Here is a 23,825-nt window from a genome sequence, read left to right as displayed (position 1 = left end):
GGGACGTGCCTTGCAGTGCCGTCGGCGTCCAGCACGGCACGGCTGCGGTGCGGACCACGGCGGGGCCGGAGTTCGCGGTCGGGCACCCGGACCTGCCGAGCAGCATCCCGCGAGCAGATCGTTCTCGGCGATCGGGAGATCGGCCGCGCCCGCGGCCGCCATCAGGTACACCGACTCCGTCCACCCGGCGTCGCTGCCGCCCTCGGATTCGGGGCCGGTGAGCCTCGTGAGGCCGAGTTCGGCGTCGTCACCACGCCCCAGTGCCTCCGACACCGCACAGGACATGTGATGGAGTCCGAAGGTCCGGGCGACGAGCGCTCCGATGCGGGCATCGGCCGGTTGCCGTCCCTCCCGGGTTTCCTCGGCCATCGCGGCGAGGATCGGGAACGTGGACATGAAACGTTCCGGGCCACTGCATTCGAACCCGAGTTCGGACGTGACCTGCTTCCAGCCTTCGCCGATGCGGCCGAGCCGCAACTCGTCCGGCACGAACACGTCGTCGAGGATCACCTCGTTGAAATGGTGATCGCCCGACATCGACAGGATCGGCCTGATCTGCACCCCCAGGGAGTCGAGCAGAACGATGAACTGGCTGAGCCCGGCGTGGCGCTGCGCCGGATCCAGCGGAGCCGACCGCGCGAGAGCGAAGAACGCGTCGGCCCGGTGGGCGCCGGACGTCCACAATTTGGTCCCGGTGATCCGCCAGCCGCCGTCGACCCGGACCGCTTTCGTGCGGACGCTCGCGAGGTCGGAGCCCGATTCCGGTTCGCTCATTCCGATCGCCCAGCTGATCTCGCCGCCCGCGATTCCGGGGAGGAACCGCTGCTTCTGTTCCTCGGTGCCGTAGGTGAGCAGCGACGGCGCGGCCTGCCGGTCCGCGACCCACTGTGCGGCGACGGGCGCGCCGACGGCCAGCAGTTCTTCGGTGACGACGAACCGCTCCATGAACGTGCGGCCCTGCCCGCCGTACTCCGCCGGGATCGTCATGCCCAGCCAGCCGCGGGCTGCGAGGGCCTTCGTGAAGTCCGGATTCCACCTGGTGAGCCACGTGTCCACACCGGGTGTGAACACGCCGGCGTCGATCTGCTCGCGCAGGAACGTTCGCACCTCGGCCCGCAACGCATCGAGTTCGTGATCGGGTGGGCCCGCGGCAGGCACCACTTGTGTGTGCATGCTGTCTACTTCCGTTGACGAGTGTGTCGAATGCTTCCGCAGGCTCACGCCTGCAACGCGGCTTTGGCTAATTTTCTCAGGTCCCCGCGGAGTGACGAACTCCGAATCGGGTGCAGGATCGCGATGACGAAGTAGTCCGAACACCAGCACGACAGCGTGGCGTTCCCGTTCGGTAAAACACGTTCACCCACACAAGACAGCGCATTCTCGCTAAAATCGTCCCACCGGCCAACGGCGTCCGGGATTGGCGTTTGTCGAAGATCGTTTCTCGGTGCAGCGAGAATTGGGGGTCGGCGTGACGGCAGCACCTCTCGGCGAATTTCATCTGAGCACTCGAATACCTACGAGTGCAGGGGGTCGGACGGTTACCCGGACCCGCCTGCACACCATGCTCACCGAAGCGCTCACCGACGACGCCCACCCCTGCCCGGTGGCGCTCGTCTGCGCACCGGCCGGGTCGGGAAAGACGCGGGCCGTGGGCGACTGGGTGCGGGAACTGCTCGCCGCGGGCGACGCTCCGACCATTGCCTGGCTCACGATCGAGGAGCGGCACAACGACCTCGACGTAGTCCACCGGGCGATCCTCCGCTCACTCACCGACACCGGGAATGCTCGCGTGCAGAAGGCATGCGCCGGGCTCGATTCCGAGGCACCGGACCTCGGCGCGCAGTTGTCGGCCGCGTTGCACGAACTCGGCGAGAACATCTGGATGGTCATCGACGACGCCCACCTCCTCCGCGACACCGACGTACTCACCGACCTCGAGTCGTTCGTGCGCTGGCAACCTCCGATGCTGCGAATGGTCATCATCGGACGGTTCGAGCCGCCGCTGGCATTGCAGCGACTTCGCCTGGACGGCAAGCTGTTCACGCTCACGGCCAAGAATCTCGCCTTCACGTCCGACGAGGCGGCCGAGATGCTCGACGAGCACGACGTCGTGCTGAGCGCGGACGATCTCGACGCGCTGATGGATCGCACGGAGGGTTGGGCTGCCGGAATTCGTTTGGCGGGAATGTCTTTGGAAGGACATCCGGATCCGAGCCGGTTGATCGCCGAGTTCACGGGCGACCGCCGGGCGGTCGCCGATTATCTCATCGAAGAGGTCCTCGCCGGCCAGACCGACGAGATGCGCGAATTCCTCCTGCGCACGTCCGTACCCGTCTCGTTCACAGTCGAACTCGCGGAGAAGCTCACGGGGTGCACGGATGCGCACGGCAACATCGACTGGCTCGAACACCACAATTTTCTGATCAGCAGAATCACCGACAGCCCCACTCACTATCGCTACCACCCGCTGCTGCGGAGCTATCTGCGGGCGGAGATCAGCCGGATCGGGCACGTCGAAGTCGAGCATCTCGAATTGACGGCCGCCCACTGGCACGACGAATTCGGGGACGCGCTGCTCGCACTCGAGCACGCGGTGAACTCCGGTGACCACGACGAGATCGTGGCGCTGCTCGCCCGGACTTCGCTGGCCCTGATCGTCGGAGGTCATGGGGAGGCCGTCGACCGGCTCCTCACCCGGGCGCCCCGATCTTCGCAGGACCACCCGTCGGCGCGGCTCATCCGCGCCGCCGCGGCGCTCGCATCGGGCAACATCCCGGTGGCCACGTCCACCCTCGAGCTTCTCGACCGCAGGCGGTCGGGGTTGCTGGTGGACGGCGCCGCCGAGTCCCGGGTACACCTGCTGCTCCGCGAATCGCTCCGGGTGCAGACCGCGATCGGCACCGGGGGCATCGAGACCGCCCTGAACCGGCTGCGCAATGTCGGTGTCGGATCGAGCGGCGATCCCGATCTCGACGCGTTCGTCCTGCTCCAGGAAGGGCGCGCGCTGCTGTTCCTCGGGCGGAACGACGAGTCGGAGGTCGTGCTCGGGAAGTCGCTTGCCCACGCTCGACTCGGCGATGTGCCGCTGGGCGTCATGTACTGCCTGGGAACTCTCGGCGGCGTCGCGATGTCGCGGGGGGACGTGGTGCGGGCGTCCGCACTGGCCGACGAGGCACTGGCGATCGGCCGGACCCATTCCGCAACGAGCGACCCGACATTCCAGCTGGCGAAGCTCATCGACTCCTGGTGCCGCTACATTCGGATGGACCCCGATGCCGCACGTCTCGCCGCCGAGTCCGCCGAGGCACTGCATCGCGCACATACCGAGACGGCGGGTTTCGCCGACGGCGCCGCCACCCTGTTCGGTCTCGACGAGACCGGAAACCGGCACAGTTCGGTGACAACGCTGCACGCGGAGAGCCCCGTGTCGTCCTCGTTGCCGGTCCCGCCCGGCATCCGGGCGGTGCTGCTGCCTGCCATCCAGTACGCCTATCTGTTCGCCGGCGAGACCGGGTGGGCGCACGAGCTGGCGTCCGAGACGCATGCCCTCCTCGGACCCACCGGCGACACAGCCGTCGTCGAGGCGATCGTCCATCTGCACCTCCATCGCCTCGACCTGGCACGTAAGACACTCCAACCCGTCCTGGACGGTGAACTGGAGTGCGCGGCGGGAACCAACCTGATCGCGGCGTGGCTCGTCGACGCGTCCATCGCGCTTGCCCGCAAACATGATTCACGAGCCCACAGCGCGCTCACCGAGGCGTTGCGTCTCGCCGAACCGCAGTCGGCGTTGCGCCCGTTCCACGACTGCGGACCGCAGATCCGGGAACTACTGGTGCGGAGCACCGGCCGGTTCGGTGTCCTCGAACCCTTCGCGGAGAGGCTCCGGGCGTCGTTCCCGCGGTCGGAGAGTGCTGCGTCCGACATGTTGACTCCCCGCGAACTGGAACTCCTCGTGGAACTTCCGTCGTGGCGGACCGCCGAGCAGATCGCCGCAGATCTGTGCGTGTCGGTGAACACCGTGAAGACCCACCTGCGCGGGATCTACCGCAAGCTCGGCGTCACCTCCCGCCGCGACGCCATCGCCGCCGCGCAACACAACGGCTTGCTCTGAGCCGGTTCACCACTTGCGGGTGAGGCGCGTTGCCGTTTCGTCGGTCACCCTGAAATTTACGGCTGACCGAGTTCTGGAACGACGATGCGAATGAAGGAGCCCACCGTGGTGCGTCCTGAATCGAACTGGCCCGGCAAGGTCAGGTACGCCTTCCTGATCAGCGGCGCCCTCTCCGATCGGGTGCTGGCCGCGTTCCCCGAGTTGGACGTCTCGGACGTCACGACCGGTGACACCACGCTCTACGGCCCGGTCGACAGCCCGACGGATCTCCGGGGCATGCTGGCACGCTTCGACGCGCTGGGACTGACCGTCATCGAGATGCGGCGGCTACCGGACTGACCCGGCGTCGGGGTTCAATGGTTGGAGTGACCCGGGAGGCGGTGAAGCCGATGTGAGCGGCGAGTTCGAACCGGGCACGGTGTTTGCCGGCTACGTGATCGAACGGGTTCTGGGACGAGGCGGCATGGGCACCGTCTACCTCGCCCAGCATCCCAACCTGCCGCGCAAGATCGCCCTCAAACTGCTCGACACGTCGTGGACGAACGACGACTACGTCCGGTCACGCTTCGAATCGGAAGCAGACCACGCCGCGCATCTCGACCATCCCAACATCGTCACCGTCCACGACCGCGGCCGCGAAGGCGGCAGGTTGTGGATCGCGATGCAGTACGTTCCCGGCAGCGACGCCAGGAAAGCGCTCGGCTCCGGCGCCCTGGACGTCGAGCGCGCCGTCCACATCGTCAGCGAGACAGGGAAGGCACTCGACTACGCCCACGAGGCCGGGATTCTGCACCGCGACGTGAAGCCGGCGAACATCCTGCTCGCGCCGGGCGACCCAGAACGGGTCCTGCTCACCGATTTCGGCACCGCCAAGGCCCTGGACGAAACACATCAGCTGACCCGCACCGGGATGTTGGTGGCGACCCTGCACTACGCCGCGCCCGAGCAGATCGAGGGCGAGAAACTCGACCATCGCGTCGACATCTACGCGTTGGGCTGCACCTTCTTCCACCTGCTCACCAACGAACCGCCGTACCCCGGCAACACCGCGTCCTCGGTGATGCACGGCCATCTGAACGGACCGATTCCCCAGCCGAGCGTGGTGCGCCCCGGGTTGCCCACCGGTGTCGATGCGGTCGTCGCGCGCGCCTTGGCCAAGAACCGCGAAGATCGCTACTCGACCTGTCGTGAGTTCAGCGACGCCGTCCGCGCGATCGAGTGGTCCGGGCCCGGCCACGTGACCCGGCCTGCTGCCCTGGTCGACCCCGCCTCGACCACCCGCGCGAGCGGTCCGGACGTGACCCGTCCCGACACCGTGCCGGGTGCGGTGCCCACGAAACCGACACCGGTCGCGGGGCGGCGGACGCGCCGACTGCTCGCCGCGCTGCTGGCCGGCGTCCTCGTCCTCGTCGTCGCCGCCGTCGCCTATGTCGCCTGGCCGGGAGAGGAGTCGACGAGCGCGCAGGTCGTGCTCCCGCTGACCGGTCTACAGGGTCCGGCAGGGCTCACGGTCTCGGGCACCGGAGACCTGTACATCGCCGACAGCGCGGCCAAACAGGTCCTGAAAGTGAGCGCCGGGACGTACGAGCAGACAGTTCTTCCCTTCACCGGACTCGAGGTTCCGCAGGGAGTCGCGGTCAGTGCGTCCGGCGACGTCTACGTCTCCGATCTGGTGACCAACACCGTGACGATGCTGCACGGCAGCACCCAGGTGCCGCTGCCGTTCGCCGGACTCGACCAGCCGTTCGGAATCGCACTCGGGCCGGACGCCACGCTGTATGTCGCCGATACGCTGAACAATCGGGTGATGTCGCTGCACGACGTCACCGCGGCTCCCGTCGCGGTGCCGCTGACGGTGATCGGCCCGTTCGCCGTCGCCGTCAGTGAACACGGGGATCTCTACGTCGGCACACCCAACAAGGTTCTCGCGTGGAACGCCGCCACCCATGCCCAGAGCTACCTGCCGTTCACCGATCTCCAGAGCGTCGGTGGTGTCGCGGTCGACGACGAGGGAACCGTGTACGCCATCGATCAGAACCACAATCGCATTCTGCGACTGGCCGCCGGTTCGGACGAGCAGGAGGTTCTCCCGTTCTCCGAGCTGGACCAGCCGGAGGGGATCGCCGTGTCGAGCCGAGGCGACGTGTACGTCGCGGACACCGACAACAGCCGAGTGGTCATGCTGCCCGCCGGAAGCTGACCGCTCCCGCTCAGGCCTGGCGCGCCAGATCGAAGCCGAAGGATTCCGCGACGGCCTCGTCCACCCGGCCGTGGTGATTGGCGAGCAGTTCTTCACGCTCGTTCGCGGAGAGTCCACCCCAGATACCGTACGGCTCACCGACACTGAGCGCGTGCTCCCGGCACTGCACCAGGACGGGGCATCCGCGGCAGATCATCTTGGCGCGGAAGTCCCGCATCTCGCGAGCCCGGCCACGTTCGCGGTCGGGGTGGAAGAACGTGGACGACTCGTAGCCGCGGCACGCGGCGTCCCTCTGCCAGTCCCACACCTCGGCGACCGGAATGGGAAGACTCAACCGATTGGACATTGCACTCCTCCAGATACTCGTGAGCCGTTGTGTGCGAGCCCGAGAATTCGTTCCCGGGCCAGATCGGCGGCGCCGACGATGCCGACGTTCGCGCCGAGTTCAGCCAGTCGCACCTCGGCGACCGGTCGGTGTGCGCGTCCGGTGAGACGGTTCTCGAACGCGGCGGCGGCGGGACCGCGCAGCAGTTCGCCCGCCTCGCACACTCCCCCGCCGATGATGAACAGGTCGGGGTCGAAGAACGCCGCGATGTCCGCCATGCCATGACCCAGCCAGGAACCGATCACCCGGAAACACTCGAGCGCGGCGGGGTCACCTTCCTGCGCGGCCGCGGTGATGTGCAGGCCCGTGATGGCGTCCGCCCGTCCGCCGGCGCGGGCCAGGAGGTCGGCGGCGAAACCGGGCGAGACGTTCGCCAGATCCTGCGCCTCGCGGACGAGCGCCCGGCCACTGGCGTAACGCTCCCAGCAGCCGTGGTTGCCACAGCCGCATCGGCGACCGTGCGGTTCGACATTGAGATGCCCGAATTCCGCGGCCACACCGAACTTGCCGCGATGGAGCACGCCGTCGACGACGATGCCGCCGCCGATCCCGGTTCCGACCGTGAGCACGACGACGGTCTGCCCCGTCCGCCCGGCCCCGAAGCGCGCCTCGCCCCATGCCGCGGCGTTGGCATCGTTCTCCACCACCGTCGGCAGTCCGCACGCCGCTTCGACCACCTCGCCGAGAGGCTCGTTGCGCCAGGCCAGATTCGGGGCGAAGAGCACGGTGCTGAGGTCCGCGGCGACGAAGCCGGCCGCGCCGATGCCGACCGCCTGCACCGGGTGGGTATCCGCCAGGTCGCGGACGAGTTCGGCGATGACGTTCTCGACACGGCGCGCATCGTGGGACGGGGTGTCACGACGCACCATCCGGTGGATGACTCCGTCGGTGTCGACCACGCCGGCTGCGATCTTCGTGCCACCCACGTCGATGCCAATTGTCAGAGCCATGTCTCGTGTCCTCTTCAAATCTGCGAGTGAGGGGTGTCACGCTGACAGTAGAGGACCTTTGGATTTTCATCAATACACACTTCCGTCTTTTCGAGAACAAAGCTCAGCTCGCCTCCAAGTGGACAAGCACTGTGATCTAGGCCATAGTTCTTCCTCGTCGGTGTCTGCCGGCACACCCCTAACACTCGGATCGTCCGGCACGTTCCTGCCGGTGGAGGGATTCATTTCTCATGGCAACAATCACCTATGACGGCGCGACCAGGCTCTTCCCCGGCTCGGACGTCCCGGCGGTCGATCAACTCGACCTGCACATCGAGGACGGCGAATTCCTCGTCCTCGTCGGCCCGTCCGGCTGCGGCAAATCCACCTCCCTGCGGATGCTCGCCGGACTCGAGGACGTCGACGGCGGCCAGATCCTGATCGGCGGCCGCGACGTCACGCACGCCGAACCCAAGGACCGCGACATCGCGATGGTCTTCCAGAACTACGCGCTCTACCCGCACATGACCGTCGCCGAGAACATGGGCTTCGCCCTCAAACTCGCCGGCACCGACAAAGCCGAGATCCGCAAGCGCGTCGGGGAAGCCGCCGACATGCTCGACCTCGGCGCCTACCTCGACCGCAAACCCAAGGCCCTCTCCGGCGGCCAGCGACAGCGGGTGGCGATGGGCCGCGCCATCGTCCGCCAACCCCAGGTGTTCCTGATGGACGAGCCGCTGTCGAACCTCGACGCGAAACTCCGGGTGCAGACCCGCACCCAGATCGCCCAGCTCCAGCGCCGACTCGGCACCACCACCGTCTACGTCACCCACGACCAGGTCGAGGCCATGACAATGGGCGACCGGGTCGCCGTCCTCAAGGGCGGCGTGCTGCAGCAGTGCGCGTCCCCCCGCGAGCTCTACCGCCGGCCCGCGAACGTCTTCGTCGCGGGATTCATGGGTTCACCGTCGATGAACCTGTTCACCGTGCCCGTCACCGACGGCGGCGTGCAGATCGGCGACCAGCTGGTTCCCGTTCCCCGCGACGCCCTCACCGCGGCGGGCGGGCGTGAGGTGATCTTCGGGATCCGGCCCGAGCACGTCGAGATCGCCGACTCCGGCGGACTGAAACTCGAGATCGACGTCGTCGAGGAACTCGGCTCCGAGGCATTCGTGTTCGGCCGCACCACTGTGGGCGGCCGGACCGAGAACCTGGTCGCACGGGTCGACTGGCGTAACCCACCCGAGAAGGGCCAGGTCGTGCACGTCCGCGTCGACGAGGCACACGCGCAGATCTTCGCCACCGACGCGGCGGGCGAGCGTCTCGTGCGCTGACGTCAGAGTTCCGGAGGGCGGGCGGTCGAGCCCCGAACCACCAGGTGGGTCGGGAGCACGACCGCCCGTTCCGCCGGTTCCCGTCCGCTGAGCAGTTCCACGACCGCCCGGCCGGCCGCCGCACCCTGCTCCCCGACCGGCTGCCGCACCGTGGTCAGGTCGGCCAGCTCGGCCGTCGGGTGATCGTCGATCCCGATCACCGACATCCCGGCCGGAACGGAAATCCCCGCACGTCGCAGCGTGCGCAACGCTCCGACGGCGACCTCGTCGGAATGACAGAACACCGCGGTGGGCACCTCGGCACGGCTGAGCAGCAGTTCCATGCCGCGCTCGCCGCCCTCGATTCCCCAGGGAACGGTCGCCGTGCAGTCGTCGTCGAGTCCGGCGTCGGCGAGAGCGGCATGGAATCCCGCCACCCGGGCGATGTCGCCCTCCCAGTACTGACCCTCCGGGTCCACGGTGCGGATCATTCCGATCCGGGTGTGGCCGATCCTGATCAGGTGCCCGACGGCCTGACGCGCGGCCAGTTCGTCGTCGATACGGACGGACGGGAACTCGCCGGCGTGCGCGCCGATGACGACGACGGTCACATCCATCTCCTCGAGCCGGGCCCGCTCCGGCCCGGTGAGAGGAAACGCCACGGCGATGACGGCATCGACCTTGCGGCGCAAGGGAAGCCGTTCGAAGAACGATTCGCGCTGGGACGACTCCTCGAGGCAGTACAGCAACACGTCCAGGTCCGCGGCGCGGAGTTCGTGTTCGATGCCGGCGAGAATCCGCGAGTAGAACCAGGCGTCGATCCACGGCACCACGACGGCCACCCGGCCCGTCGCGCCGCCCGACAGCTTCGACGCCTCGGGTGAGATGACGTACGCCAACTCGTCGGCGGCCCTCTGAATTCGCAGTCGGGTCGCTTCAGACACACCGCGTTCGCCGCGCAACGCGCGCGAGACGGTGGCGATCGAGACTCCGGTGCGGCGCGCGACGTCGGCCATGTTGACGGACTGCTTGGGGATCACGTTCCTACAGTAAGCGAGTAACGCAAATATTTGCGTTGAATCCTCACAAGTTCCATGACGCTGTAGTGCGAAAAAAGAATCTCACCGCTCGAGTTGACAGCCCCCTGTGACGTGCCTCACGCTATTTACGCAAACGTTTACGCATCACATTTCCCCATCCCATCCCCCACCGAGGAGATTCGATGACCCAGTCCGTGGAGTCGACCGCAACCACCGTCGCGAGCCGGCACCCAGAGGCCTGGTGGAAGACGGCCGTCGTCTACCAGGTCTACATCCGCAGCTTCGCCGACGGGAACGGCGACGGCATCGGCGACCTCACCGGCTTGCGTTCCAAGCTGCCCTACCTCGCCGACCTCGGCGTCGACGCCGTGTGGATCAATCCCTGGTACCCGTCGCCGATGGCGGACGCCGGCTACGACGTGGCCGACTTCCGCGACATCGAGCCGTCGTACGGCACGCTCGCGGAGGGTGAGGCGTTCATCGCCGAGGCCCACGAGCTGGGGATCCGCGTGATCCTCGACATCGTGCCCAACCACACCTCCAGCGAGCACCGCTGGTTCGAGGCCGCCCTCCGCGACGAGCCCGGAGCCCGCGACCGCTACATCTTCCGCCCCGGGCGCGGTCCGGCAGGCGACGAGCCACCCAACGACTGGCAGAGCGCGTTCGGCGGTCCCGCGTGGAGCCGCCTGGGCACCGGCGAGTGGTACCTGCATCTGTTCGCTCCCGCCCAGCCCGACCTCAACTGGGAGCACCCCGAGGTCCGGGCAGAGTTCGAGGACATCCTGCGCTTCTGGTTCGACAAGGGCGTCGACGGTTTCCGGATCGACGTCGCCCACGGCCTGGCCAAGGATCCCGCACTCCCCGATGCCGGTGAGCGCCTTCCCGGTTCGCAACACACCGACCCCCACCCCGCGTGGGATCAGGATGCCGTCCACGAGGTGTACCGGGGCTGGCGGGCCGTCGCCAACACCTACGCCGACCGCGTCTTCGTCGCCGAGGCCTGGGTACCCGGCAACGACCGCCTGGCCCGCTACCTGCGGCCCGACGAGCTGCACACCGCGTTCCAGTTCGATTTCCTGCGCGCCCCTTGGCGTTCTGTGAGCATCCGTGCCGTGATCGACGACGCGCTCGAGCAGGCGGCGACCGTCGGCGCACCCGCTACGTGGGTGCTCTCCAACCACGACGTTCCCCGCACCGTCACCCGCTACTCGCGCTCGCAGCCCGACCACCTGGTCGAAACCGATTGGGAGCGGGCCCGCTGGGCGCTCGAGGATCCGAACCACGAACTGGGCCGGCGTCGTGCCCGCGCGGCCGCGCTGCTGCAGCTGGCGTTGCCTGGCACCGCATACATCTACCAGGGCGAGGAACTCGGACTGGAAGAGGTCGAGGACCTTCCCGACGAGGTCCGGCAGGATCCGACGTGGTTCCAGACCGGCTTCACCGACCGCGGCCGGGATGGCTGCCGGGTTCCGATCCCGTGGTCGAACGACGCAGTGCCGTACGGCTTCTCCCCGTTCGACGCGGAGGAGGACACGTGGCTTCCGCAGCCGGGACACTGGGCCCCGCACACCGCGGAAGCGCAGGCCGGCCACCCCGAGTCGTTCCTCACGCTGTACCGCGAGGCGCTGGAACTGCGACGCGAATTCTTCGACACCCCGCATGCCGTCGAGTGGCTCGACACTCCCCGGGACGTGCTCGCGTTCGCCCGCGGCGCAGTGCAGTGCTGGGTGAACACCGGCACCGAACCGATCGCACTCCCCGAACGACTGACCGTCGTACTCGGTTCGGTCGCCGGCATCACCGGCGGGGTTCTCCCGTCCGACGCCGCGGTGTGGCTGTCGGAACCGGGCACGGGTGAATCACGATGAAGCGCGTCGCCGCCGCCGCGGTGGCCGTCGGCGTCCTGTTCGCGGCGACGTCCTGCGCCGATCAGGGCATCGACGCAGCCGCGCAGGCGGAGAAGGAGAACCTGGATGGCCGCGGGCCCATCACCTACGTGCAGGGCAAGGACAACTCCAACGTCATCCGGCCGCTGATCGACGAATGGAACGCCATCCATCCCGGCGAGGAGGTGACGTTCAAGGAGCAGTCCGACCAGGCAGACCAGCAGCACGAGGACTTGGTGCAGCACTTCCAGTCCCGCGACTCCGGGTACGACGTCGCCGTCGTCGACGTCGTGTGGACCGCCGAATTCGCGGCCCGCGGATGGCTGCAACCACTCGAGGGCCCGATGGCGATCGACACGTCCGGCCTGCTCCCCGCGACGGTCGCGGGGGCCACGTACGGGGACGTCCTGTATGCGGCTCCGCAGACCAGTGACGGCGCGCTGCTCTACTACCGCACCGACCTGCTGGATCATCCGCCCGCCACCTGGGACGAACTCCTCGGCGCGTGCGGGACGGCGCAACACGCCGGAATCGGCTGCTACGCCGGGCAGTACGCCAAGTACGAGGGGCTGACCGTCAACGCGTCCGAGGCCATCAACACCGCGGGCGGGTCGATCCTCGGACCGGACGGCGTGACCCCGACGATGACCACCCCGGAAGCCAAGGCGGGGCTCCAATCGCTCGTCGACGCCTACCGTTCGGGTGCCATCCCCCGCGAGTCCGTCACGTTCCAGGAGGAGCAGGCACGGCAGGCGCTCCAGAGCGGCGACCTGCTGTTCATGCGCAACTGGCCGTACGCGTACAGCCTGATGGACGGTCAGGGCAGTTCCGCAGTGTCGGGCAAGTTCGCGGTGGCGCCGCTGCCGGGGAAGAGCGGGCCCGGTCACTCGACACTCGGCGGGCACAGCGCCGCGATCAACGTGTACTCCGAGCACAAGGCGACCGCCTCGGACTTCCTGAAGTTCTTCCTGGAGAAGAAGTCACAGGCATTCTTCCTCTCGCAGGGATCGCTCGCCCCCGTCCGCGCCGACGTCTACGACGACCCGGAGCTGATCGAGCAGTACCCGTACCTCCCCACGTTGAAGACGTCGATCGAGAACGCCGTGACCCGGCCGATCACCCCGTTCTATCCCGCGGTCACCCGGGCCGTGCAGAACAACGCCTACGCCGCGATCAAAGGCGAGAAGACGGTGGACCAGGCCGCCGCCGACATCCAGTCCGCGATCGCCGCGGCCGGGTCCTAGAGGAGACAGCCGATGACCGTTCACGAACTCTCGCTCGAGAAGACGCCCGCTCCCCCACATCGGGACGGCGCGAGATCCGGCGAACCGCAGGGCGCGCGACCGCGGAAGGGCCGCAGCAAGGCGGCGATGTTCCTGATCCTGCCGACCATGATCCTGCTGGGCATCGTGGTTCTGTACCCGGTGGTCAGTGCCATGGTGATGTCGCTGTTCAAGGACCCGACGATCGATCCCTCCACCGGCAAGTTCGTCGACCAGGGTTTCGCGGGTCTGTCGAATTACACGCACTGGCTGTTCCAGCGGTGCACCGACACGACCGGAGCGTCGGTGTCCTGCCCTGGCGGCACTCTGGGGTCGCTGTTCTGGCAGTCGATGTGGGTCACCGTGTTCTTCACCGTCGTCACCGTCGCCATCGAGGTCGCGCTGGGACTGTGGTTCGCCACCATCATGAACCGGGCGTTCCGCGGTCGGGCACTGCTGCGCACCAGCATTCTCGTGGCGTGGGCCATCCCGACCGCCGTCACCGCGAAGCTGTGGTACTTCGTCTTCGCCTACGACGGCATCGCCAACAAACTGCTCGGCACGGAGATCCTGTGGACCGGTGACACGTGGCCCGCCCGGTTCGCCGTCGTGATCGCCGACGCCTGGAAGACCACACCGTTCGTGGCGTTGCTGATCCTCGCCGGACTGCAGATGGTGCCCGCCGAGGTGTACGAGGCGGCGCGGATGGACGGCGCCAATGCGTGGCAACGGTTCCGGTCGATCACGTTGCCCCTCATCAAGCCGGCCATTCTGGTGGCGGTCCTCTTCCGGGTGCTGGACGTCCTGCGGATCTACGACCTCCCGGCGATCCTCACCGGCGGCGGTGGCGGCGACGGCACCGCCACCACCACGCTGTCGATCCTGGTGATCGACCAGATGCGCCAGGGTTTCAACAGCGCGTCCGCCCTCTCCACGATCACGTTCCTGTTCATCTTCGCCGTCGCCTACGTACTGGTGAAGGTGATGGGCGTCAACGTGATCGACACCCAAGAGCAGCAGCGAAAGGCCTGATCCATGTCCACAGCAGTCGTCACACCGGGGATCCCCCGTGCCGCGGTGGCACGCCGGCGCCGGGCACCGTCGCTCGCCTCCATCCGCACCTACCTGGGCCTGGCGGTGATCGTCGTCTGGGGTCTGGCCCCCGTCTACTGGATGGTGGTCACCGCCTTCCGCCACTCCGACTACACGTTCGACACCACCCCGTGGCCCACCCACGTCACGCTGGAGAATTTCGCGAGCGTGTTCTCGACGGAGGCGGGCAACCACTTCGCCAGGGCACTCGTCAACAGCACGATCATCGGCGCCGTCACCACCGCGATCGGTCTGGTCGTCGGTGTCGGCACCGCGTACGCGCTGGCGCGACTGCACTTCCGGGGAAAGCACGTCGTCCTCGGAATCATCCTGGCGGCGTCGATGTTCCCGGGCGTCGCCGTCCTGACACCGCTGTTCCAGCTGTTCACGTCGATGGGCTGGTTCGGCACATACCAGGCGCTGATCATCCCGAACATCTCGTTCGTGCTGCCCCTCACCATCTACACCCTCACCGCGTTCTTCAAGGAACTGCCGTGGGAACTCGAGGAGGCCGCCCGAATCGACGGGGCCAGCAGGCGGCAGGCCTTCCGAATGGTGTTGCTGCCCTTGGCCGCGCCGGGACTGTTCACCACCGCGATCCTCGCGTTCATCGCGTCGTGGAACGAGTACCTGATCTCCAGTCAGCTGTCCAACGACGTGACCCAGCCGGCCACCGTCGCCATCGCACAATTCGCGGGCAGCAAGCCGCACGAGGAGCCGTTCACGTCCGTGATGGCAGCGGGAACGGTCGTGACCATCCCGCTCGTCATCATCGTGCTGCTGTTGCAGCGCCGCATCGTGTCCGGCCTGACCGCCGGTGGCGTCAAGTAGCGGCTCCGCCGCCCGTGAGTACTTGTCAACCGCCCGCGGTTAACAAGTACTCACGGGTGGTTTCAGGACGCCAGGATCTTCGCCTTCTCGGCGCTGAATTCTTCCTCGGTGAGCACTCCTTGCGCTCTGAGTTCTCCGAGATCCTTCAGCGCGGCGATCCGGTCGACGCTGCCTCCGCCCGATGCGGAGGCGGGAGCGGCCTGCGGCGGGGGTGCCTGAGCGGAGACCGGGGCCTCGTTCTGCGGGGCTTGCGGTTGCTGCTGTGGTTGCTCTTGCGGTTGCTGTTGCCCCGCCCACCGCTGGCCTTGGCGTCGAGACACTCGATTCGACACGGCGGTCGCGGTTCCGGCGACGACGGCGGTGCGGGCGATCCCGCGGAGAAGTCCGGGCATGATGTTGTCCTCGGTTTCAGTTTCAGGCTTCGAGCGCGTCGAGTGATGCAAGGATGCCCTGCACAGGGATGCGGCCCGACGCCACGAGTTGAGCTCCGCTGCGACGCAGGGCGGTTGCGAGCGGTGCGGCCCAAGTGTTCTCGTAGACCACTACCGCAGCCGAAGCACCCGGTTCGAGAACGGACCCGGCGTCGGCGATGTCGGCGAGGTCGAGCAGGCCGGTCGAGGCCTCTGCGAAGAGCGACACATCGATGTCGCCCTCGAGCCCGACGTCGACGACGTCGATCGCCACGACGGAGCCGTCCACTTCCTTGCGAAGGAAGACCAGGTCGAGCACTCGCACCGTGCCCTGCTCGACGAGTTCACGGAGGATCGCCAACGCTGATCCGTCCGGTCGTCGGTCGGCAGGGAACTCCACCACGAGATAATCGATCGGTCCGCTATCCTCCGGGTCGATATCGTTCACCGGAAAACCTCTCTTCGTGCACGCCGAGGATCCGCGGATGTCACCCCGGATCAGGGCTCGGTCACAATAATCCGGGATCCCCCACGAGAATTCCGGCCATTCTCCGAGCATAATCCGGTTCGAGACCGTCTCACGAGCTTTCACCCTCTTCGGATGATTTTCGGTGGTCTGCCCCCATGCGACGCTGGGGACGACCTTCCCCAGCGGCAGCCCACGGAAGTGTTCACCGAAGCGAGTCTCGAGATGCCCGAGGAAGGCCGTCGTGAGTCCAGGCAAAGAGTCGGTCGCGGTCGCCGGATCCGGTCTGGTGCTCACGGTGCTGGCGTCCAGCCAGTTTCTGATGACACTGGACAGCTCCGTGATGAACGTGTCCATGGCGACGGTCGCGTCGGATCTCGGCACCACGATCACCGGCATCCAGACGGCCATCACGTTGTACACGCTCGTCATGGCGACGCTGATGATCACCGGCGGCAAGATCGGCACCATCATCGGTCGTCGCAGGGCGTTCGCTCTCGGCCTGGTCGTCTACGGCGCGGGCTCGCTCACCACAGCACTGTCACCCAACCTGGCGGTGCTGCTGATCGGATGGTCCCTGCTGGAAGGCATCGGCGCCGCGCTGATCATGCCCGCGATCGTTGCCCTCGTCGCGGCGAACTTCGCGCCCGAAAGGCGTCCCGCCGCCTACGGTCTGGTGGCCGCGGCCGGTGCGATGGCGGTTGCCGCCGGACCGCTCATCGGCGGTGCGGTGACCACGTTCGCGTCGTGGCGGTACGTCTTCGCCGGCGAGGTGGTGATCGTCCTCCTCATCCTGCTGGTGCTCCGACGCATCAACGACGTTCCGCCGGTGAAGGTGCGCCTCGACCTGGTCGGATCGGCGCTGTCGGTGGTCAGCCTCGGGATGATCGTGTTCGGCGTCCTCCGCTCGAGCGAGTGGGGCTGGGTGCGGGCCAAGCCCGGCGGAACCGCGATCGCGGGGCTGTCACCGGTCGTGTGGCTGGTGCTGGGTGGTCTCCTGGTGCTCTACGGGTTCCTGCGGTGGGAAGCGCATCTCGCCGACACCGGCGGCGAGCCGCTGATCGACCCCCGGCTGCTGCGGAACCGGCAACTCGCCGGCGGGCTCAGCATGTTCTTCGCCCAGTTCACCGTCCAAGCGGGCGTGTTCTTCACCGTCCCCCTGTTCCTGTCCGTTGTGCTCGAACTCGACGCGCTCCAGACCGGGATCCGGCTCATCCCGCTGTCCGTCGCACTGCTGCTGGCCGCTGCCGGGATCCCCAAACTCCGGCCCGAGGCCAATCCGCGCAGGGTGGTCCGGTTCGGTCTGGCGTCCATGATCGTCGGCATCCTGTTCCTCGTGGCCGGGATGGATCCCGGGGCCAATGCCGGCGTCGTGGCCGTGCCGATGCTGCTGATGGGGCTCGGACTCGGTGCACTGGCCTCCCAACTCGGCGCCGTCACGGTGTCGGCCGTCCCCGATTCGCAGAGCGCCGAGGTCGGCGGGCTGCAGAACACGGCGACCAACCTCGGCGCGTCCCTGGGGACGGCGCTGATCGGATCGGTGCTCATCGCGACCCTGAGCACCTCGATCGTCGCGGGGATCCAAGCCGATCCCGACGTTCCGCAGTCGGTCCAAGAGCGGGCGACCACCGAACTGGCGAGCGGTGTCCCGTTCCTCTCCGACACACAATTGGCGGCGGCCCTGGAGGAGGCGTCGGTCCCCGACGCCACCGCCCAGGACATCCTCGACATCAATTCCGATGCGCGACTCGAGGCACTCCAGGTGGCGTACGCCGTCACCGCGCTGCTCGCCATCACGGCGTTGTTCTTCACCGGGCGTATCCCCCGCACCCCCGTCGGCTCCCCCGAACGAAAGGCTGCGCCCGACCCCACGGCTCGTCGCAGTTCGTAGGACTTTCCCGCGTCGCCGTCCGGTGGCAGCATTCTCCCCGTGACCTTCGCCCATCGTTTGCGTCCCCGTCTCGTCGAAGAACGAGCGTCGGTGTCGCCGCTCGAGCTGTTCTTCGACCTCGTCTTCGTGTTCGCCCTCACCCGCGTCACCGATCTGATGGCCGAGGACCCCACCGGGGTGAACCTGCTGCGCGGCGCACTGGTGATGGCCGTCCTGTGGTGGAGCTGGGTGGGGTACGCCTGGCTCTGCAACCTCGTACGCGCCGACGAAGGCATCGTGCGGGTGGTGATGTTCGGCGCGATGGGCGCCATGTTCGTCACCGCCCTGACGATCCCCGAGGCGTTCGACGATCTGCCCGGCGGACTCGACGGCCCCGTCATCTTCGCCCTCGGTTACTTCGTCGTCCGCCTGCTGCACCTGGTGATGTTCTGGGTCATCAGCCGCACCGACCCCCAACTGCGCGGTCAGGTGCTGCGGTTCGCGCCGAGCATGGTCACCGGCACCGTGTTCCTGCTCATCGCATCGCAGCTCACCGGCACGGCGCAGACCGTGATGTGGATCCTCGCCCTCGCCGGCGACTACATCGGCACACTGATCGGCGGCACCGACTGGCGGCTGCGGTCGGTGAGCCACTTCGCCGAACGGCACGGCCTCATCGTCATCGTCGCGCTCGGCGAGTCGATCGTGTCGATCGGCATCGGCGTCGCGAGCCTGCCGATCTCCTGGGCGATCATCGTCGCCTCGTTGCTGGGACTCGCGGTGTCGGGGCTGCTGTGGTGGTCGTACTTCGACGTCACGTCACTAGCCGTCGAGCACGCCTTCGAGGAGGCAACCGGTGCGCGTCAGATCAAGATCGCCCGCAACTGCTACAGCTTCCTGCACCTGCCGATGGTGATCGGGATCGTGATGCTGTCGCTCGGCCTGAAGAAGATCCTGTCGTACGTCGGCGACGGCAACCATCACCGGCTCACCGACCCGCTGTACGGCTGGCCGCTGATCGCACTGTTCGGTGGCGCGGCGCTGTACGTTCTCGCGCTGGTCGCGTTCAAGGCGTACGCGACGAGGTCGGTCACCGTGCCGCGCGTCGTGACGGCGGTCGTCCTGATCGCGCTCCTCCCCGTCGTCTGGCACATCCCGGCCCTCGCCACCCTGGGTGTGCTCACCGCGGTCCTGCTCGCGATGATCGGATACGAAATGGTCCGGTACGACCAGCCCCGCGACGAGATCCGGCACGGCGCGCACCCGTGAGTACTTGTTAACCTCCCGCGGTTAACAAGTACTCACGGGCGGAGCAGTCCTGGACGGCGGCGGCACCGAATTACCTCTGAGGCTCGAGATGATCGAGCCGGAGGGATTGATACACCATGACCGACCACTCTCGCGGCCCACGATTACGCAGTCCACTGCGCGGACCGTGGCTGACCTCCGTATTCGGCCTCGTCCTGCTGATCGGACTTCCGGTTGTCATCGTCACGGGACTGCTCTCGTACATCGCGTACGGTCCGCAGTTCGGGCAGGCCCGTCCCGGCGACGTCGGGTGGCTGCACCTTCCGTACTTCGCGTGGCCCACCCGGCCGTCGTGGTTGTACCGGCTCACGCAGGGGCTGCATGTCGGGCTCGGACTGATCCTGGTGCCGGTCGTCCTCGCCAAGCTGTGGTCGGTGATCCCGAAACTGTTCGTGTTTCCGCCGGTGCGGTCGCCGGCGCAGGCGCTCGAACGTCTGTCGCTGATCGCCCTGGTCGGCGGTGCGCTGTTCGAGATCATCACCGGGGTCCTGAACATCCAGTACGACTACATCTTCGGCTTCGACTTCTACACGGCCCACTACTGGGGCGCGTGGGTCTTCATCGCCGGGTTCGTGACGCACACGATCCTGAAGGTGCCGGTGATGGTGAGGTCGCTGCGTTCCCGGTCTTTCCGTCGAGTGCTGCGCACCTCCCGCGCCGATACGCGCCCCGAATCGCCGGACGAGAACGGCCTCGTGGCCGAAGACCCCACCTCGCCCACGATCAGCCGCCGCGGCGCCCTCGCCCTGGTCGGGGGCGGCGCCGCGCTGGTCGCCGTCCTGTCGGTCGGGCAGACCACCGGCGGGTTCCTGCGCAATGCCGCACTGCTCCTCCCCCGGGGTCGCTCGTACGGCGACGGTCCCAACGACTTTCAGATCAACCGCACCGCCGCGGCCGCGCAGGTCACCCTGGAGCAGATCGGCGACACCTGGCGGCTCTCGGTGACGGGTGGCGCGGAACCCGTGCAGCTGAGCCGAAGTCAGCTGCGCGCAATGCCGTCGCACACCGCGACTCTTCCGATCGCGTGCGTCGAGGGATGGTCCACCACCGAGACATGGACGGGCGTGCGACTGCGTGACCTCGCGGACGCTGCCGGGGTGACGGATTTCGCCTCGGCGAAGGTGACGTCGCTGGAACGGTCCGGGGCGTTCAATCAGGCGGTGCTCACGTCCGATCAGGTGCGCGACGCCGATGCCCTGCTCGCGCTGGAGGTCAACGGCGCGGACCTGTCCCTCGACCACGGCTACCCCGCCCGGATCATCGTTCCCGCCCTGCCCGGTGTCCACAACACCAAGTGGGTGCAGGCCATCGAATTCCGGGAGGCGTGAGATGCGCCGATTCGCCCGCTTCTACGGCGCCGACCCGCTGCATCTGCTGGCGGTGCTGTTCACGTTCGCCCTCGCCGGATATGCGGTGGCGGTGGTGGGTCCGCAGAATCTGTGGAATCAGGACGTGTGGTGGAAGTCCATCGCCGTGTGGTTCCTCGGCGCGGTGATCGCGCACGACCTGGTGTTGTTCCCGCTGTACGCGCTCGCGGACCGGTCCCTGACGTCCGGGCTGAATGCGATGCGGGGCAGACGAATTCCACGACCGCGGTCGGTCTCGGCGCTCAACTACATTCGCGTGCCGGCGCTCGCATCCGGCCTGACGCTGCTGCTGTTCCTGCCGGGAATCATCGAGCAGGGCGCCGACGCGTATCTCGCTGCGACGGGGCTGACGCAGGAACCGTTCCTCGAACGCTGGCTGCTGCTCACCGCCGTGTTCTTCGCGGTGTCCGCCGTCGCCTACGCCATGCGACTCGCGTTGTCCCGCAAGACTGGTGACACGGTACGCGGCTCATGAGGAGAACCGACGTCTCCACGGACCTCCTGATGCGGCGCGCGTCGGCGGGTCTCCCGTGCTGGGTGCGCGACGCACGGGGGACGCGTCGCCCCCTGCCGGTGGGCCGGTGGATGGGCGGGGACGCATCCACCCTCTCCGATCGGATCGCGGACCGCGTGATGCTCACCGGGTGCCACGGCGCCACCGTGGACCTCGGATGCGGACCGGGCCGCCTCACCGCGGCGCTCGTCTCGGCCGGCGTCTCGGCGCTGGGCGTCGACTCGTCTTTCACGGCAGTCCAACTCACGATCCGCCGCGGCGGCCTCGCGCTGCACCGGAACCTGTTCGCGCCGCTTCCCCGGTCCGGACACTGGGACCGGGTGCTGCTCGCCGACGGCAACATCGGCATCGGCGGAGACCCGGTGCGGATCCTGCGCCGTGCGCGAGAACTGTTGCAACCACACGGAATTGTGATCGCCGAGGTGGATCCGCCGACCACGACAGGAGTTCGTCACGAACTACTGCGCTGGGAGACCGAGCATCTCGCCGGCGAATGGTTCGCCTGGGCGAGTGTGGGTGTCGCGGCGGTGTCCGGGGTCGCACACGCCGCCGGACTGAGCGTGATCGATGTTCTGCAGCACGCGAATCGGTACTTCGTGCGGATGGAATGGGTGTAAAGAGCTCCCATCCGCCGGCGAGGTCGCACCGAATACCTAGTGAACATCCACCCATCCCCTTCCTCCCGGAAAGGTTGTTTGATCATCATGTCGAACTATCGAAAAGCACTCGTAGCGGCGGCCATCGGCACCCTGGCCCTGACCCCGCTGGCGGCGTGTTCGAGCAACGACTCGAATGCGTCGTCGAATGTGAGCGCAGCAGCATCCACGCAACCCGCACCCGTCGCCCAGGTCGACAACCTGACCGGGGTGAGTACCGCCGTCGCACTGGATTCCGGCTTCACCGGCGCCCTGACGACGCTCGGCCTCACACCCGGAGTGGTGGGTACGGCGGCCCTCGCCGACGGATCGGTCAGCTTCCCGATCACCGGCGGCAACGTGAAGTACTGGGAGCCGGGCACGGTCGACCCCTACGTACAGGGCGAGATCATGCACGACGGCAGCGGATTGTCGCTGGCGGCGCCCGGCACCGTCGTCGAACTCACCGATTTCGCGATCGACCCGGGCACGTCGCTCCTCACCGGCGACGTGAGCGTCAACGGTGCGTCCGCGGCCACCGATGCGGTGTTGTTCGATCTCAACGGCCGCACGTTGAAGCCGCTGCAGACAGGGCCGAACGACACCGCGATCCTGCAGGGTACCGAGGTCAAGATCTCGGAGGACGCGGCCGGACTGCTGAACGAGACGTTCAAGACCGACGCCGTGAAGCCGGGGTTGCTGGTCGGAATCGCCACCATCACGATCGCGACCAAGTGACCGTCTGCCCCCCGAACGGCACCTCGGATGCGCCGGCCGTCACCAGTTCGTGAACAGCAGATGGTTGACGGCCAGCGCACCGGCGGCCTGCACTGCGAGCCAGAACCGATGGCTTCCGCGCGGCAGGAGTGCGGGGGCGGCGAGAAGCCACACTTCGAACGGCAACCAGATCCGCTCGGTCTCCGCCTTGCTCAACGCGCTCAGATCGGCGATCACCACCGCCGCCAGCGCGGAGAGCACGAGGACGGGAACCGGCGACAGTGCCCGCACCCGCGTCCAGGCGAACGCCCGGGGCAGTGCGGCGGGTACCGCCAACCCCACCGCGCAGACGAGCGACGCGAAGTTGGCCCAGCCCCAGTAGGCGAAGGGACGATCCGATGCGATGCCCTGGTAGTACCGTTCCTGCACCAGCTGGTAGCCGTCGAACCACCAGAATCCGTACAGCGTGAACACGGCCGCCACCGCGAGCGCACCGGCCAGGGCGCCGACCAGCGGGCGGGCCGTGCGCGCGATCATCAGAACGGCGACCGCCGGGATCGCCATCAGCGTGAGGCCGTAGCTGAGGTAGACACCGAATCCGAGCAGCACACCCGCCGTCACCGCGACGAGCGCGGGGACCGGGACGGTACGAGTCGCCGAGAGGGCCAGCAGGGCGATCCCCCACGCCACCACGCCGGCGAACAGTGCGTCCGCCGACACCGCCACCCAGATCGCGGCGGGTGCGAGGACGAGGAACGGGGCCGCGCGACGAGCCATGGCCTCGTCACCGAGCGCACGGACGGCGACGATCACGGCGGCACCGGCGCTGGATCCGACCGCGACGCACAGCGCGGACGCCCAGGCGCCGCCGTCGAGTCCGATCCGGTCGAGCCAGACGAACGTCAGGAGCGCACCGGGCGGATGTCCGGACACGTGCGTGGTCCACGAATCGGGCTGCAGGTCCAGGATTCGTCCCGCAAAACCGCGCAGCGTCGCGGGGATGTCCGTGACACGAGGAACCTCGTGGAGATACTCGTCGGTCGAGGTCAGGCGCCGAGCGAATCCACGCTGCCAGCCGTCGACCAGCGCGAGCGCCATCGCCCACAGGGCGGACGCGAGCCACACTCCCACGGTGAGACGACGCCACGCCAGCCTCTGCGCCAGGCCCGGCCCCCACGACACGACCGCGACCGCGACGCCGACGGCGACGGGCGTCCCCCACCCGACGTGCACGTCGCGGAATCCGAACAGCGGCGCGGCGTCCGCGAAGTCCCGCACGCTCTCCGCGGTGCGGTGGACGATGGGTGTGATCGTCTCGTTTCCCAGGCGCGGGACGACGAACGCGACCACCACCAGGATCAGGGCGAGTGCGGCGCCCACGACGTCGCAGTACCGGAAATTCCGCTCCTCGGCGCGCTGCGGGGATCCGATGACGTCATCTCCTTCGGCGAAAGTCGCACTCGCGCCCAGCATAACGACGGAGGAT

At 67.7% G+C, this 23,825-nt stretch carries 20 protein-coding genes and 1 pseudogene; 14 read left to right on the top strand and 7 right to left on the bottom strand.

Going from position 1 to position 23,825, the window contains the following annotated elements; genetic code table 11:
- Positions 1-198 precede the first annotated feature (198 nt).
- A pseudogene (locus RHA1_RS20830) lies at positions 199-1,173 on the bottom strand (acyl-CoA dehydrogenase family protein); the annotation flags it as partial.
- A 388-nt stretch (positions 1,174-1,561) separates the two neighbouring features.
- Here RHA1_RS20830 and RHA1_RS20825 point away from each other — a divergent pair.
- From RHA1_RS20825 to RHA1_RS20815, 3 genes are all read left to right on the top strand, one after another.
- Positions 1,562-4,114 carry a winged helix-turn-helix domain-containing protein gene (locus RHA1_RS20825; RefSeq protein ID WP_050787345.1) on the top strand — a complete coding sequence of 851 codons (2,553 nt, stop codon included), beginning with the start codon at positions 1,562-1,564 and terminating at the stop codon, positions 4,112-4,114.
- A 90-nt stretch (positions 4,115-4,204) separates the two neighbouring features.
- A complete protein-coding gene (locus RHA1_RS20820; RefSeq protein WP_016884498.1) occupies positions 4,205-4,453 on the top strand; it encodes a DUF8691 family protein in 249 nt (82 codons plus the stop codon).
- Positions 4,454-4,505: 52 nt separating this feature from the next.
- The gene (locus RHA1_RS20815; protein ID WP_011596730.1) at positions 4,506-6,314 is read left to right on the top strand and encodes a serine/threonine-protein kinase PknD; all 1,809 of its coding nucleotides are present in this window, start codon (positions 4,506-4,508) and stop codon (positions 6,312-6,314) included.
- 10 nt (positions 6,315-6,324) lie between these two features.
- Here RHA1_RS20815 and RHA1_RS20810 read toward each other — a convergent pair whose 3' ends face one another.
- Both RHA1_RS20810 and RHA1_RS20805 read right to left on the bottom strand, forming a co-directional pair.
- Positions 6,325-6,660 (bottom strand): WhiB family transcriptional regulator, encoded by a 336-nt coding sequence (locus RHA1_RS20810; RefSeq protein WP_005253437.1) that lies wholly within the window; start codon positions 6,658-6,660, stop codon positions 6,325-6,327.
- Positions 6,645-7,649, bottom strand: a complete 1,005-nt coding sequence (locus RHA1_RS20805) for an ROK family glucokinase (RefSeq protein ID WP_011596729.1) — start codon at positions 7,647-7,649, stop codon at positions 6,645-6,647. Before RHA1_RS20805 ends, RHA1_RS20810 begins: the two co-directional genes overlap by 16 nt.
- Before the next feature lie 230 nt (positions 7,650-7,879).
- Here RHA1_RS20805 and RHA1_RS20800 point away from each other — a divergent pair, with 230 nt between their 5' ends.
- Entirely contained in the window at positions 7,880-8,962 is a 1,083-nt protein-coding gene (locus RHA1_RS20800; RefSeq protein ID WP_011596727.1) for an ABC transporter ATP-binding protein, read from the top strand.
- 2 nt (positions 8,963-8,964) lie between these two features.
- Here RHA1_RS20800 and RHA1_RS20795 read toward each other — a convergent pair whose 3' ends face one another.
- Entirely contained in the window at positions 8,965-9,981 is a 1,017-nt protein-coding gene (locus RHA1_RS20795) for a LacI family DNA-binding transcriptional regulator (RefSeq protein ID WP_009477333.1), read from the bottom strand.
- Between the two features lie 182 nt (positions 9,982-10,163).
- On the opposite strand from RHA1_RS20795, the gene RHA1_RS20790 reads away from it, so the two are divergent.
- The 4 genes from RHA1_RS20790 to RHA1_RS20775 are packed head-to-tail and all read left to right on the top strand — an operon-like array spanning position 10,164 to position 15,052.
- The gene (locus tag RHA1_RS20790; protein ID WP_011596726.1) at positions 10,164-11,849 is read left to right on the top strand and encodes a glycoside hydrolase family 13 protein; all 1,686 of its coding nucleotides are present in this window, start codon (positions 10,164-10,166) and stop codon (positions 11,847-11,849) included.
- Positions 11,846-13,111, top strand: coding sequence for an ABC transporter substrate-binding protein (locus RHA1_RS20785; protein ID WP_011596725.1), 1,266 nt, complete (start codon positions 11,846-11,848; stop codon positions 13,109-13,111). The genes RHA1_RS20790 and RHA1_RS20785 overlap by 4 nt, the downstream gene beginning before the upstream one ends.
- Positions 13,112-13,123: 12 nt before the next feature.
- Positions 13,124-14,161: a carbohydrate ABC transporter permease gene (locus tag RHA1_RS20780; protein WP_011596724.1), complete on the top strand. Its 1,038-nt coding sequence runs from the start codon at positions 13,124-13,126 to the stop codon at positions 14,159-14,161.
- 3 nt (positions 14,162-14,164) lie between these two features.
- Positions 14,165-15,052 (top strand): carbohydrate ABC transporter permease, encoded by an 888-nt coding sequence (locus RHA1_RS20775; RefSeq protein ID WP_009477329.1) that lies wholly within the window; start codon positions 14,165-14,167, stop codon positions 15,050-15,052.
- A 62-nt stretch (positions 15,053-15,114) separates the two neighbouring features.
- On the opposite strand, the gene RHA1_RS20770 is transcribed toward RHA1_RS20775, so the two are convergent.
- Entirely contained in the window at positions 15,115-15,444 is a 330-nt protein-coding gene (locus RHA1_RS20770) for an SHOCT domain-containing protein (RefSeq protein WP_011596723.1), read from the bottom strand.
- 22 nt (positions 15,445-15,466) lie between these two features.
- A complete protein-coding gene (locus RHA1_RS20765) occupies positions 15,467-15,910 on the bottom strand; it encodes a DUF6325 family protein (protein WP_011596722.1) in 444 nt (147 codons plus the stop codon).
- 262 nt (positions 15,911-16,172) lie between these two features.
- On the opposite strand from RHA1_RS20765, the gene RHA1_RS20760 reads away from it, so the two are divergent.
- The 6 genes from RHA1_RS20760 to RHA1_RS20735 all read left to right on the top strand — a co-directional run bounded on the left by RHA1_RS20760 (position 16,173) and on the right by RHA1_RS20735 (position 22,360).
- Positions 16,173-17,819 carry an MFS transporter gene (locus RHA1_RS20760; RefSeq protein WP_011596721.1) on the top strand — a complete coding sequence of 549 codons (1,647 nt, stop codon included), beginning with the start codon at positions 16,173-16,175 and terminating at the stop codon, positions 17,817-17,819.
- Between the two features lie 39 nt (positions 17,820-17,858).
- Positions 17,859-19,067, top strand: coding sequence for a low temperature requirement protein A (locus RHA1_RS20755; RefSeq protein WP_011596720.1), 1,209 nt, complete (start codon positions 17,859-17,861; stop codon positions 19,065-19,067).
- Positions 19,068-19,183: 116 nt separating this feature from the next.
- On the top strand, positions 19,184-20,434 hold the full coding sequence (locus tag RHA1_RS20750; RefSeq protein ID WP_011596719.1) for a molybdopterin-dependent oxidoreductase: 1,251 nt from the start codon (positions 19,184-19,186) through the stop codon (positions 20,432-20,434).
- A 1-nt stretch (position 20,435) separates the two neighbouring features.
- Positions 20,436-20,948 carry a hypothetical protein gene (locus RHA1_RS20745; protein ID WP_011596718.1) on the top strand — a complete coding sequence of 171 codons (513 nt, stop codon included), beginning with the start codon at positions 20,436-20,438 and terminating at the stop codon, positions 20,946-20,948.
- Positions 20,945-21,604: a methyltransferase domain-containing protein gene (locus RHA1_RS20740; RefSeq protein ID WP_041811800.1), complete on the top strand. Its 660-nt coding sequence runs from the start codon at positions 20,945-20,947 to the stop codon at positions 21,602-21,604. The genes RHA1_RS20745 and RHA1_RS20740 overlap by 4 nt, the downstream gene beginning before the upstream one ends.
- 87 nt (positions 21,605-21,691) lie before the next feature.
- Positions 21,692-22,360 (top strand): hypothetical protein, encoded by a 669-nt coding sequence (locus tag RHA1_RS20735; protein ID WP_009477316.1) that lies wholly within the window; start codon positions 21,692-21,694, stop codon positions 22,358-22,360.
- A 39-nt stretch (positions 22,361-22,399) separates the two neighbouring features.
- Here RHA1_RS20735 and RHA1_RS20730 read toward each other — a convergent pair whose 3' ends face one another.
- The gene (locus RHA1_RS20730; protein ID WP_011596716.1) at positions 22,400-23,812 is read right to left on the bottom strand and encodes a hypothetical protein; all 1,413 of its coding nucleotides are present in this window, start codon (positions 23,810-23,812) and stop codon (positions 22,400-22,402) included.
- Between the last annotated feature and the right edge of the window lie 13 nt (positions 23,813-23,825).

Source organism: Rhodococcus jostii RHA1 (genome assembly GCF_000014565.1).
In the GTDB taxonomy this organism is placed as follows: Bacteria; Actinomycetota; Actinomycetes; order Mycobacteriales; family Mycobacteriaceae; genus Rhodococcus_F; species Rhodococcus_F jostii_A.
Note: the sequence above shows the minus strand (reverse complement) of the source record. Positions and strands in the feature narration are given on the sequence as shown.